This is a genomic window from Pseudoduganella dura, assembly GCF_009727155.1.
In the GTDB taxonomy this organism is placed as follows: Bacteria; Pseudomonadota; Gammaproteobacteria; order Burkholderiales; family Burkholderiaceae_D; genus Rugamonas; species Rugamonas dura.
The window spans coordinates 1138765-1151629 of record NZ_WNWM01000002.1 but is presented as its reverse complement, the minus strand read 5'-3'; the positions used below and the strand labels follow the sequence as shown (position 1 = coordinate 1151629).

Below are 12865 nucleotides of genomic sequence, written 5' to 3'. Positions count from 1 at the left end.
CGGTAACGCGGCTGGCGCTGCAAGCGCTCATCGGTTACCTTGCAGTTGCCCGTATCCAGTCGCTGACGATGTCGAGCGCCGCCGGCGCGATGGTTTCATCGATGCCGAAATATTCCGATCCGGCGCCCGTGACGGCGGTCTGGAAAAGGTGGTTCAGTTTCGGCAGCGCCTTCACCACGGCGCGCGGATTGTCCTTGAGGGCGGTGCGGATCGCGTCGAGATCCATGGCCGCGGGTACCTGGCGATCGAGCTCGCCGTTCAGTACCAGGACCGGCTGGCGCGTGGCCCGCAGCGCGGGGCCCGGTTCGTGCCTGAGGAACGTATGGAACCACGGCGTCGAGAAGAGCCCGACCCTTGCCTCCGCGTCCGCCGACAGCGTGCCGTTGCGCCTGGCTTCTTCCACGACGAGCTTCGCCCTGGCGCGCGCCGCTTCCAGTTGCGGCTCCGAGGCCATGGCGGCGAGTATCGCCTGGTTCAGCACCCGCTCCTTTTCGACAACGTGTTCCGGCGCGCCGTTCGCGCTGGCGGCCAGGGCCAGTTGCTCGGCCATCAGCAGCTCGCCGCGCACGCCGGGGCCGGCCAGCAGCACCAAGAAGCCGAGACCGGCATCGCGCGATGCGACCAGCGGTGCGATCAGCCCGCCCTCGGAATGGCCGACGATGCCGATGTGCCGGGTGGCGACCTCGGGGCGGCCGCGCAGGAAACGCACCGCGGCCTCGGCGTCGCTGGCGAAGTCGAGCGACGTTGCCCCCGCGTAGACCCCGGACGACTTGCCGATGCCGCGCTTGTCGTAGCGCAGCACCGCGATGCCCTGGCGGCTCAGGTGGTCGGCCAGCACAAGAAAGATCTTGTGCTCGAACACCTTCTGGTCGCGATCGAGCGGGCCGGAGCCATGCACCAGCACCACGGCGGGGAACGGCCCCTTGCCATGCGGGACGGTGAAAGTGCCCGCCAGCGTGACATTGGCCGCGTCGTTGGCGAAGCGCACTTCGCTGCCGGTGTATCCGGGCGCCCGGGCGGCAATGGCTTCTTCCTGCGGGCGGCTGGGCTTGAGGGACCCGGCATCCGTCCGCCTGAGCACCAGCGGGACGCTCCGGCCCTGCTGGCGCCAGGTGCCGTTCCACGCCTTGTCAGCATCGTTCCAGCGGGCCGTGAAGCCGGCATCGAGCGCGGTCATCGCGAAGCTGACCTGGTCGCCGGTAACGGCCAGCTTGTCCACCTTCGACACCATGCCCTGCTGCGGCACCGTCAACGTGCCCGCCCAATGCCCGTCCGGCCCTTTTTGAAACTGCACGAAGACATCGAGTGCGTTGGCGATGCGGCCGCGCCAGTAGCCGCCGGCGTCTTCGGCATGGACGGGGCCCGCCGCCATCGCGGCTGCCGCGGCCAGGCACGGCACCGCGGCGCACAGGGTTCTTCGCAAGCTCATGCTGGGCATTGCTCCTCGGGGTGATGTACGCCCGTCGAGCTTAGCAAATAAGCGCTGCTGAAAATGCGTCGATTGTCACAGCGGCCGGGCAGCCCGGCCCGTCGCATCACGGCTGCGGCGCCGACCAGACCAGGTTCCACAGGTGGCCGTCGAGGTCTTCGAAGCCCTGGTCGTACATGAAGCCGTGATCCTCCGGCGGGTGCGGCGTGCGGCCGCCGGCGGCAACGGCCCTGGCGATCAGGCTGTCCACTTCCTCCCGGCTCTCGCAGCTCAGGCAAATGATGACCTCGTTGGCCTCCTTCGCCCGGACGAGAGGTTTGTCGATCAGCGACTGGAAGAAGGCTTCGGTCATCAGCATGGCGTGGATGCCGCCCTCCACGATGACCATGAACGCCGCGCTGTCGCTGGAAAACCGGGGATCGAAGCTGAAGCCGAGCGCGGCAAAGAAAGCCCTGGATTTTTCCAGGTCCCGGACCGGCAGGTTGACGATGATCTGCTTGTTCATGATGTGCCCTTGTCGAAAAGTGGATGGGTCCTGCATCATGACGACGAACGACGCTGGCTGGAATCGACACGTTGGCGAAAAAAACTGCGTGCCCGGGCACCGCACGAACTCCGTTTCCGTTTGGCATGTTCACCCTGGCCGTGCGGATGCCGCGCGAATCGATACGCAGTCGTAAAAATATTCCTACGACAGCATCCTGCCGGCTTCCCGTTCGGCATATGCAAGCCGCCATGGCACGGTCACCTCGATGTTCGTGCCGAGCCCGGGCCTGCTGTTGATCGCCAGGCTGGCGCCAATCCGCGCGGCCCGCTCGCGCATGCCCAGCATGCCCCAATGGCCTTCTTCGAGCCGCTGGCGAATGGCGAGTTCCGTCATCCCCCGGCCGTTGTCCGACACATGGATGACAAGCCCGGCACTGCCGAACGTGATCCGCACATTCACTTGCGTGCCGCGGGCATGATGGTAAGCATTGCGCATCGCCTCCAGGCAGATTTCCGTCGCTTCTTCGCCGGCCTGTGCCTGCAGCTTGCGCTGCTCGCCGGCAACGGCCAGCGTGAAACGCGTGGCGGCATGCGTTGCCTGCAGTGCTTCGCCGGCCGTGGTCACCGCCTGCACGATGTCGGGTCCGGAACGCAGTTCGTGCACCTGGTCGCGGCCCTCGCCGAGGGTGCGGTCGGCCTGGTCGAGTACGGCCTCGAGCTTGCTCCGGGCCGAGCCGGCGGGCAGTTCCATCGCCATCGCCTGTACGCGCAGCATCACCGCCTGTACGCTCTGCAGGAACGTATCGTGCAACGTACGGGCGATGCGCTCCCGTTCCGCCATGCGCACATGCAGTTTCTCGGCCGTGCGCGCCAGCGCCCGACGCAGGCGGTAGCGGTACAGCAGATACAGCGCCCCGCCGAGCAGCAGGCCGATGGCGCCACGGAACCACAGTGTCTGGGTCAGCGCCGGGGCCACGTCGATGACCGTGCCCGCCTGGGCGGCTCCGGCGACGGCGTCCTCGTTGAAGGCCTTGACTTCGAAGTGATACGAGCCGGGCGGTACGTTCGTGTAGCGCGCGGTGCGCCGTGTTCCGCCGTCCTGCCAATCGGCATCCACGCCGGCCAGGCGGTACTGGAAGCGCACCCCGTCCGCGCGCACGAGGCTCGGGGCGGTGAACGACACCTGGAAATTCTGCGAGCCGGGCGGCAGGCGCACCACGCCGCCGCCGGCATGCGTCGCGCTGCCGACCGTGACGGCGGCAACGCGGACCTGGGGCGGCACGGCATTGCGCGGTACCGCGGCCGGATCGAGCCGGACAATGCCGCCGCTCGACATGAACCACATCTGCCCGTCGGGCGAGGTGAAAATGCTGTGCAGCCGGTTCGCCACCATCGCGCTGCCGGGATAGCCCTCCTGGGCACCGATCAGGCGGTAGCGCAGTGGCCGTTCCGGATGCGCCAGTGCCGCGCGCCAGTCCGCCGCGCGCACCTGCACGATGCCGCGACTGCCGTTCAGCCAGCGATCGCCATTGGACGCGACCGCCAGCCCCGACACGCCTTGCAGCACCTCCGGCACGTCGGCATGCAGCGGGTGGAAGCGCCCGTCGCGCATGACCGCGAGCCCCTTGATCCCGGCCACGACCATTTCGGGGCCCGGCAGCACGGCCGTGAACATGCCCACCGCGGCGCCATCGTAGGTCGTCAGCTTTCCTTCGTCATAGTAGACCACGCTGCCGTCGCCACAGCCCAGCCACAGCGTTCCCGGGCGGCCTCCGTAGGCGGACACGAAGACCTTCGGCGGGAAGTGAAACGCGTCGCGAGGCAGCCATTTGCCATCGACGTAGCCCCTCAGCCCGATCTCTGCGGACGCGATCCATAGCACCTTGCCGTCATCGAGCATGCCGAACAGCGGCACCTCGGTCGGCTTGCCGTCATGGCCCGGCGGCAGGAGAATGCGCGTTTCCTTGCCGTGGAAGCGGCGCACCAGCGCATTGCGGCCCGCCAGCAGCAGGGCGCCGTCGCGATCGTTCGCGACCAGGTAGAACGGTTCCGAGCGGTCCGGCACCAGCGTGCCATCCTGCCGCAGGCGCCATGCCACGGAAGTGGTGGGCTCGGCGACCCATACATTGCCCTCGGTATCGCGCGCCATGCTGTAGTCGCCGCGTTCGCCCGGTATCGGCATCGCCAGGACCTTGTTGCTGTGAAAGCGGTCGAGGCCGTTCTGGGTTGCCAGCCAGATATTGCCCTCGCGGTCTTCCAGCACGCTGTTGACGGCCACCGACGACAGCTGCCAGGACTGGGACAGGTGCTCCGCACCCTTCAGGTCGATCTTCCCGCGCGTCGCACGTTCGGCGGCGCGGGGAAGGTAGCAAAGGCCCGTGCCGCACTGCAGCGACCAGAGATTCCCCGCGCGGTCGAACTGGGCCTGCGAACGCGACGATGCGGAATTGGCATGCCCGGGCCGCGGCAGGCGCGCCTGTTGCGGCGGCATCGGCACGGCGACCAGGCCGTTCTTCCCGGCGAGCCATAACTGGCCATCGGGCGATGCAACCAGGCTGCCCTCGGCCGCGGTGCCCAGCATGCGCCGGAACCTGCCGCTGGCACGGTCGAGCAGGAAAAGGCCTTCGCTGTTGTTGGTCCAGATCTGGCCGTATTGGTCCGCCAGCACGCTCCAGGCCTCCTTTTTCGGCCCGCCTTCGAAGTCGTCGTAGCGCTGCCATGCCTTGCCATCGAAGCGCAGCAGCCCGGAACCGTTGGCGGCCCACACGCTGCCGTCCGGATCGAATGCCACGCCCTGTACGGCAGCGCCTTGCTCCGGCGGCGAGCGGTTGTACACCCGGCCGGCACGCAGCATGTACAGGCCGCCCACTTCATCGGCCATCCAGAGCTCGCCATTGGGCCGTGCGTGCAGTTCGAGGATCTGCTTCATTTCCTCCGCACCGGGCGGCATCGTGTAGGCGCTGAAGGACACGCCGTCGAAACGATACAGCGCGGTGGTGGTGGACAGCCACAACATGCCGTCGCTCGTCTGCGCCATCTGCTGCACCTCCGTCGGCGCGCCGTCGCGCATCGTCCAGGCGGTGTGGGTGTAATCGCGCAGTCTGGTCGGGGCGGCCGCATCGGCCGATACGGCGGCAAGCATTGCGGCCGCAAACAGGAATACGCGCGACAGGCAGTGCCTGGCGAAAGAAAGAGGGCTCATCCTTTCATCTTGCCATCCGGCTGTCGGAAGCGGCAAGTGCTTCCGGGCAGGCCAGGCAGCCCGGCCGGCACATGCCGGCGGATTCAATGCAGCACGGCGCGCAGGGCCGATGCCTCGAAATAGACATGACGGATGGCCGGATGCCCGGCGGCGACCGCCGCTTCGAGCCGGGCGATCGCCTGTTCCACTTCATCGATCCGCATGCCGCGGCGGAACTGCACCGAGGCCGCGAGCAGCACGTCCTCCGGCCCCAGCTGCATCGTGCGCAGGCTGGCCACCGTGTCCAGCGCCGGCTCGCGCCGGAACAGCGCATACAGGGCCGCGAGCTGGTCGGGGTCGATGCTTTCGCCCACCAGCAGGGCGCCGGTCTCCCGCGCCAGCATGAAGGCCGCGCCGATCAACAGCAGGCCGATCAGGATCGAGGCGGCCGGGTCGAAATACGGATTGCCGAAGTACTGGCCCAGCGCGATGCCGCCTGCGGCGATCGCGATGCCCAGCAGGGCCGCCGAGTCCTCGATGAAGACGGTGAATACCGAAGCATCCTTGCTCGCGCGGACGGCCTGCCACAGCGTGGTGCCCGGCTTGCGCACCGCGTTTAGGGCCTTGCGCGACACGTTCCAGCTGTAGCCTTCGAATATGGCGGCTGCCACCAGGACGACATAGTTCCACATCGGGTCTTCCAGCGGAGGAGGGGCCTGCAGCGCGGCGATACCGTGATAGATGGACAGCCCGCCACCCAGCGAAAACACCGACAGCGCGACGATCAGCGCCCAGAAGTACAGCGACTTGCCGTAGCCGAACGGATGCTTGCGGTCGGGCGGGCGCGCGCCGCGGCGTTCGCCCAGCAGCAACAGCAATTCATTGCCCGTGTCCACGGCGGAGTGAATGCCTTCGGCCACCATCGATGCGCTGCCCGTGATGCCCGCCACGATGAATTTGGCCACCGCGATGCCGAGGTTGGCGGCAATGGCGGCGTAGATGACTTTCTGCGAACTGGTGGTGCGGTTGTCTTGCGTGGCTTCGGTCATGGGCTTCTCCGGATCTGGATGACCAGTATGGAGACGCGCCATGGAAGAGTCTGTACGCGCACGCACCTGCACCCCCGCCCCGCATCCGGCGGCAACGGCCACGCTGGCGGTCCGCGCCGCCATGGCCGGTGCCGGGCGCGGGCCCGGCACCGGCCATGGCGCTGCTCAACCCATCACACGCCGACCATCGATACCGCCTTGGTGTTCAGGTACGATTCCAGCGCCTCCGGGCCGCCTTCGGAGCCGTAGCCGGAATCCTTGATGCCGCCGAACGGCAGTTCGGCGCTCGGCGTGGCCGGCTGGTTAATCCACAGCATGCCCACTTCCATGCGGTTCATCAGCAGCTGCGCATTCCTGATCGAGCGGGTGAACGCATAGCCGGCCAGCCCGTAAGGCAGGCGGTTGGCCTCGAGGATCGCGTCTTCCAGGCTGTCGAAACCGCGGATGCCGGCAATCGGGCCGAACGGCTCGTCGTTGAACACGCTCGCATCGAGCGGCACATCGGCCAGGATGGTCGGCGCGAAGAAGTTGCCGGTGTCGCCGACGCGGTTGCCGCCGGTGGCCACGGTTGCGCCTTTTGCCTGCGCATCCTCGACGACCTGCGCCATGGCGCTGACGCGGCGCGCGTTCGCCAGCGGGCCCAGCGTGGTGCCGTCCAGCAGGCCATCGCCCAGTTTCAGGCCCTCCGCGTGCTGCACGAGGGCACGCGTGAATTCCGCCTTGACCGCGTTATGCACGAGGAAGCGGGTGGGCGAAATGCAGACCTGCCCGGCGTTGCGGAACTTCGCCGCGCCGGCGGCCTTGACGGCCAGTTCCACGTCCGCGTCCTCGGCGATGATCACCGGCGCGTGGCCGCCCAGCTCCATCGTCGCGCGCTTCATGTGCGCGCCCGCCAGGGCCGCCAGCTGCTTGCCGACCGGCGTGGAGCCGGTGAAAGTCACCTTGCGGATCACGGGGTGGGGAATCAGGTAGCCGGATATTTCCGCCGGGTCGCCGAACACCAGGCCCACCACGCCGGGCGGCAGGCCGGCATCGACGAAGCACTGCAGCAGCGCCGCGGGCGATGCCGGGGTTTCTTCCGGCGCCTTGCACAGGAACGAGCAGCCGGTGGTCAGCGCGGCGGACAGCTTGCGCACGATCTGGTTGATCGGGAAGTTCCATGGCGTGAAGGCGGCGACCGGACCGACCGGTTCCTTGAGCACCAGCTGTTGCGCGGCCGGATTGCGCGACGGGACGATACGGCCATACACGCGCATGCCTTCGGCCGCGAACCAGTCGATGATTTCGGCGCCGGCCAGCGCTTCGCCCTTGGCTTCGGCCAGCGGCTTGCCCTGTTCCTGGGTCAGCAGGCGGGCAATGTCGCCGGCGCGCTCGCGCAGCAGCGTGGCGGCGCGGCGCATGATGACGGCGCGTTCCGCGGCGGGCACGGCGCGCCAGGTCTCGAAGCCCTTCTGGGCGGCGGCCAGCGCGCGGTCCAGGTCCGCCAGGCTGGCATGGGCCACCGTGCCGATCGGCTGCCCGGTGGCCGGATTGATCACCGGGATGGTCTTGCCGCCGGTCGCGTCGCTCCATTCGTTGGCGATGAGGAGGCGGGTGTCTGGATAGCTCGATGTCGTCATGGCGCAGATTCCTGTAACTGGGGAAAAAAGCAATCTTACCCTTTGCGTCCGATGCGTGCAGAGACACCCCGAAAGACGGATGGCGAACCAGGCCGCAATGGAGACGTGATACCGGCAGTCACCAACCGGACGCCGAACCCATCAGTAACATGCCAGAATAAAACCCGAGGCATCATGCAAGGTCGCGGCACCCCATCTGCTGCCTCGCCATCATCCATTCATCATGCGAGGACAGATTGCGACTTCCACTCATACCCCCCGACGAACTCACCGACGAACAGAAATCCCTGTACGACAGCATGCGCAAGGGCATCGCCAGCAACTTCAATGCGTTCAAGGTCGAGCGCGAAGACGGCGCCCTGATGGGGCCCTGGAATCCTTGGCTGCACGAGCCGGGCATCGGCAAGGCGATCTGGGACCTTACCCTGGCCATGACGGCCGGCGCCGTCCTGCCGGACAACGTGCGCCAGATCGCCATCCTCGTGGTGGGCGCCCGCTACGACGCGGCCTATGAACTGTATGCCCACGTTGCCGTGGCCGAAAAGGAGGGCATGTCGCGCGAGCGCCTGGCGGCGCTGGTGGCCGACCTCAAGCCCGCCGATCTGTCGAAGGAAGAAAACGTGGCCTTCGATTTCTCCTACGCGCTGTGCCGCGGCGGCACGCTGCCCGAGCCCCTGTACCGCCTGGCCGTGGACACGTTCGGCCAGAAGGGCACCAACGAACTGATCTACCTGGTGGGCCTGTATGCGCTGGTCTCGACCACGCTGAACGGCTTCAACGTGCCGGTGCCGGAACGTGAATAGACGGGAAGCCGCGGCGGCCCACGACATCGGCGCAGCGCCCGCTGGGCTCAATCCCACCGAGTTCGATTGCGTCGCCCTCGTGCTGCAGGGCGGCGGGGCGCTGGGCGCCTACCAGGCGGGTGTCTACGAGCGCCTGCTCGAGGAAGGCATCGAGCCGACCTGGCTGGCCGGGATTTCGATCGGCGCCATCAACAGCGCGATCATCGCCGGCAACGCCCGGGAAGACCGGGTGGCGCGGCTGCGCGAATTCTGGGAGCTGGTCAGCGGCAGCGGTACCGGCGCGCCGGGGGATTACTGGACCGGCCTGCCACTGGTGGACACGGCGCGCGCCTGGGTCAACGGGCTGGCGGCGGGGCGCGCGATCGCCGGCGGCGCACCGGGCTTTTTCGAACCGCGCGTGCCGCCGCCTTACCTGGTATGGAACGGCGGCGACGCGACGAGCTACTACGACACGGCGCCATTGCGCGCCACGCTCGAACGCCTGGTGGATTTCGACCGCATCAATGCGCGGCAAACGCGCCTGAGCGTGGGCGCGGTGAACGTGCGCACCGGGAATTTCGCCTACTTCGACAACGCCACGCACCACCTCCGGCCCGAGCACATCATGGCCAGCGGCGCGCTGCCGCCGGGATTCGACGCCGTGGAAATCGACGGCGAACAGTACTGGGACGGCGGCATGGTGTCGAACACCCCTCTCGAATGGGTGTTGTCGTGCCGTTCCGGCCTCGATACGCTGGTGCTGCAGGTCGATCTGTGGAGTGCCCACGGCGAGCTGCCGCGCGACCTTGCCAGCGTGGCCACGCGGATGAAGGAAATCCAGTATTCCAGCCGCACGCGCGCCGCGACCGATGCATTCCGCAGGGTGAAGAAGCTGCGCACCGCGCTGGCGGAACTGCTGGCGATGATGCCCGGCGAACTGGCCGCGTCGCCGCAGGCCCGGTTGCTGGCGGAAGCCGCCGAACCGGGTCTCTACAACATCGTCGAACTGGTCTACCGGTCGGCAACGTATGAAAGCCAGTACAAGGACGTGGAATTTTCGCGCAGGACGATGGAGGAGCACTGGAGCGCCGGCTATGCGGACGCCGACACCACGCTCGCCCACAAGGAAATCCTGCGGCTGCCCGGTATCGACAACAATCCGGCCCTCTTCGACTTCCTGACGAAGCCGGCCCAACCAACATCGAAGGAAACATCATGAGCATGCAGGACAAAGTGGCCGTCGTCACCGGCGCCGCCAGCGGTATCGGCAAGCAGATCGCCACGGTATTTTTCCGGAATGGCGCCAAGGTCGTCATCGCCGACCTGAACCTGGAGTCGGCGCAGGCCGTCGCCAGCGAGCTCGATCCCTCCGGGGCGCGGGCCATCGCGGTGGCGATGGACGTGACGAATGAAGAGCAGGTAGAGGCCGGCATCGCCGCCGCCGCGGACAAGCTGGGCGGGATCGACATCCTCGTCTCGAACGCGGGCATCCAGATCGTGGCGCCCGTGGAGCAGCTGGCATTCGCCGACTGGAAGAAGATGCTGGCGATCCACCTCGACGGTGCCTTCCTGACGACGCGGGCGTGCCTGCAGCGCATGTATGCGCAAAAACGCGGCGGCAGCATCCTCTACATGGGCTCCGTGCATTCGAAGGAAGCCTCGGTGCTGAAATCGCCCTACGTGACGGCCAAGCACGGGCTGATCGGCCTGGCCAAGACGGTGGCGAAGGAGGGCGCCGCGCACGGCGTGCGCGCCAACGTCATCTGCCCGGGCTTCGTGCGCACGCCGCTGGTGGAAAAGCAGATTCCCGAGCAGGCCAGCGAGCTGGGCATCAGCGAGGAGGACGTCGTGAAGAAGGTGATGCTGAAGGAAACGGTGGACGGGGAGTTCACCACCGTCGATGACGTGGCGCAGACGGCGCTGTTCCTGGCAAATTTCCCGACGAATGCGCTGACCGGGCAGTCGATCGTGGTCAGCCATGGGTGGTTCATGCAATAGGCGCGGAGTGCCGGGCAACTTTCCGGCACGGTCGATCGTTTGTTTCCCGCCACGCCGGAGTCGGGAAATGCACCATACACTCGCGCTTGCACCAGTCTGACGCGCCCCGTGGCGGAGCAAACTGCTAGTATCCCCGGATAGCTTGTTGAATTCCACCTCGATCCGGGAACCCATGCTGCCAATCTCCCCGGCAGAAGCAGTCTATTCTCCGACTGCGCTGCATGACAACCTGCCGGCGGGCGTCGTGGTGCACGCCGCGGACGGCCGCATCGTTTCCGCGAACCGCCTGGCCCAAGAACTGCTGGGCCGCAGCGAAGTCCAGATGCTCGGCGTCGCGTCCAGTTCGGGCACATGGATATTCCTGCGCGAAGACGGCTCGCCCATGCCGCCCGACGAGTTTCCTGCCAACCTGGTGTTGCGCACGGGCCAAAAGATTTCCGGGCTCGTCGCCGGCGTCGTCGGTCCCGACCACACATGCTGGCTGCTGTGCAACGCTTATCCCGAATTCGACGAGGCCGGGAGCGTCCGGCAGGTGGTGGTCTGCTTCACCGACTGCACGGCGCTCAAGGATACCCAGCATTCGCTGGAAAAGTCCGAGGAAAGGCTGCGGCTGGTGCTCAAGGGCTCCACCGACGCGCCCTGGGACTGGGACCTGGTCACCGGCGATGTGTATTACTCCCAGCGCTGGTGGAACATGCTGGGCTACGAGGGCAGCGACGGCCTGAGCGATTCGGATGCCTGGCGCCGCATGCTGCACCCCGACGACGCCGCCATGATGAGCGGCTACGTGGCCGAACTGACAGGGAGCCCCCGCGACGGTTTCAGCCTGGAATTCAGGCTGCGCCACCATGACGGCCACTATGTGCCGGTGCTGTCGCGCGGCTACGTACTGCGCGACGACACGGGCAAGGCCCTGCGCATATCCGGCGTGAATACCGATCTCACCGAGCGCAAGCGCACCGAACGCCGGATCTACGAACTGGCGTACTTCGATCACCTGACCGGCCTGCCGAACCGCCGCTTCCTGCTCGGGGAACTGGAGCATGTGCTGGCACGCGGCAAGCGTTCGGGCAACTACAGCGCGCTGCTCTACCTCGACCTGGATAATTTCAAGCTGCTCAACGACACGATGGGGCACGACCTGGGCGACATGCTGCTGTGCCAGGCGGCGCAGCGGCTGCGTTGCACGGTGCGCCACAGCGACCAGCTGGCGCGGCTCGGCGGCGACGAATTCGTGGTCGTGCTGGAAGGCCTGGGAATGTCGCCACAGAGCGCGGCCGCGGAGGCCGGCCGGGTGGTGACCAAGATCCTGTCCGCCCTGGGCCAGCCCTACCAGCTCGGCTCGGTGCTGTTCAAGAGCACCGCGAGCATCGGCACCACGCTGTTCCATGGCGACGGCACCAATATCGAAACCCTGCTCAAGCAGGCCGACCTGGCCATGTACCGTGCCAAGGCCGACGGGCGCAACATCGGCCGCTTCTTCGATCCCAGCATGCAGGATGCGGCCGACCGTCGTGCCGCCTTCGAGGCGGCAATGCGCGACGGCCTGTCGCTGGGCCAGTTCCGCCTGTTTTGCCAGCCCCAGTTCGATGGCCGGGGGCGGCTCGTCGGCGCCGAGGTACTGGTGCGCTGGCAACGCAGCGACCTCGACCTGATCGGCCCGGACCATTTCATCGGTTTCGCCGAAGAGTCGGGCCTGATCCTTCCGTTGGGCGAGCATGTGCTGAAGGAAAGCTGCCGCGCGCTGGCGCGCTGGCATGACGACGCCACGCTGGGGCGCCTGAAGCTGGCGGTCAATGTCAGCGTGCACCAGATGCGCGATGCCGGTTTTCCGGCCGCGGTAGCGAATATCCTCGACGGCACGGGGGCGCACCCGGAACAGCTCTACCTGGAACTGACCGAAAGCGTGTTCGCCGAAGACATGCAGGAGATTACCCAGCGCATGCACGAGCTGCGTTCCCATGGCATCTGCTTTTCGCTCGACGACTTCGGCACCGGTTATTCGTCGCTGGCGTACCTCAAGCGCTTCCCGCTTTCCGCGCTGAAGATCGACCGCTCGTTCGTGCGCGATATCGGCATCGACCCGGGTTCGGCGTCGATCGTCGAAGCCATCATCGCGCTGGCGCGCCAGTTCAAGCTCGAAATCGTGGCCGAAGGCGTGGAGCTCGAGGCCCAGCGCGCTTTCCTGATCCGCGAGGGCTGTTCATCGATGCAGGGCTACCTGCTGGGGCGCCCGATCCCGATGGCCGAGTTCGAGCACAGGTACAGCGCCTCGGGCATCGGCCATGCCTGACAGCCCGGGCCGCACTTCACGGCAACGG

Annotated in this window: 9 protein-coding genes; 4 read left to right on the top strand and 5 right to left on the bottom strand. The window is 67.0% G+C overall.

Annotated features, from left to right (window positions below):
* Positions 1–34: 34 nt before the first annotated feature.
* The 5 genes from GJV26_RS05250 to GJV26_RS05230 all read right to left on the bottom strand — a co-directional run bounded on the left by GJV26_RS05250 (position 35) and on the right by GJV26_RS05230 (position 7764).
* A complete protein-coding gene (locus GJV26_RS05250) occupies positions 35–1429 on the bottom strand; it encodes an alpha/beta hydrolase family protein (protein WP_173346155.1) in 1395 nt (464 codons plus the stop codon).
* A gap of 106 nt (positions 1430–1535) precedes the next feature.
* Complete coding sequence (locus GJV26_RS05245; protein ID WP_155707904.1) at positions 1536–1934, bottom strand: VOC family protein; 399 nt, start codon at positions 1932–1934, stop codon at positions 1536–1538.
* A 183-nt stretch (positions 1935–2117) separates the two neighbouring features.
* A complete protein-coding gene (locus GJV26_RS05240) occupies positions 2118–5117 on the bottom strand; it encodes a sensor histidine kinase (protein WP_155707903.1) in 3000 nt (999 codons plus the stop codon).
* A gap of 83 nt (positions 5118–5200) precedes the next feature.
* Positions 5201–6145, bottom strand: coding sequence for a cation diffusion facilitator family transporter (locus GJV26_RS05235; RefSeq protein ID WP_155707902.1), 945 nt, complete (start codon positions 6143–6145; stop codon positions 5201–5203).
* A 173-nt stretch (positions 6146–6318) separates the two neighbouring features.
* Entirely contained in the window at positions 6319–7764 is a 1446-nt protein-coding gene (locus GJV26_RS05230) for an NAD-dependent succinate-semialdehyde dehydrogenase (protein WP_155707901.1), read from the bottom strand.
* Positions 7765–8000: 236 nt separating this feature from the next.
* Here GJV26_RS05230 and GJV26_RS05225 point away from each other — a divergent pair, with 236 nt between their 5' ends.
* The 4 genes from GJV26_RS05225 to GJV26_RS05210 all read left to right on the top strand — a co-directional run bounded on the left by GJV26_RS05225 (position 8001) and on the right by GJV26_RS05210 (position 12837).
* A complete protein-coding gene (locus tag GJV26_RS05225) occupies positions 8001–8567 on the top strand; it encodes a carboxymuconolactone decarboxylase family protein (RefSeq protein WP_155707900.1) in 567 nt (188 codons plus the stop codon).
* Positions 8560–9765 carry a patatin-like phospholipase family protein gene (locus GJV26_RS05220; RefSeq protein WP_229427977.1) on the top strand — a complete coding sequence of 402 codons (1206 nt, stop codon included), beginning with the start codon at positions 8560–8562 and terminating at the stop codon, positions 9763–9765. Before GJV26_RS05225 ends, GJV26_RS05220 begins: the two co-directional genes overlap by 8 nt.
* The gene (locus tag GJV26_RS05215) at positions 9762–10544 is read left to right on the top strand and encodes a 3-hydroxybutyrate dehydrogenase (RefSeq protein WP_155707899.1); all 783 of its coding nucleotides are present in this window, start codon (positions 9762–9764) and stop codon (positions 10542–10544) included. The genes GJV26_RS05220 and GJV26_RS05215 overlap by 4 nt, the downstream gene beginning before the upstream one ends.
* 172 nt (positions 10545–10716) lie before the next feature.
* The gene (locus GJV26_RS05210) at positions 10717–12837 is read left to right on the top strand and encodes a putative bifunctional diguanylate cyclase/phosphodiesterase (protein ID WP_155707898.1); all 2121 of its coding nucleotides are present in this window, start codon (positions 10717–10719) and stop codon (positions 12835–12837) included.
* The last annotated feature ends 28 nt before the right edge of the window (positions 12838–12865 follow it).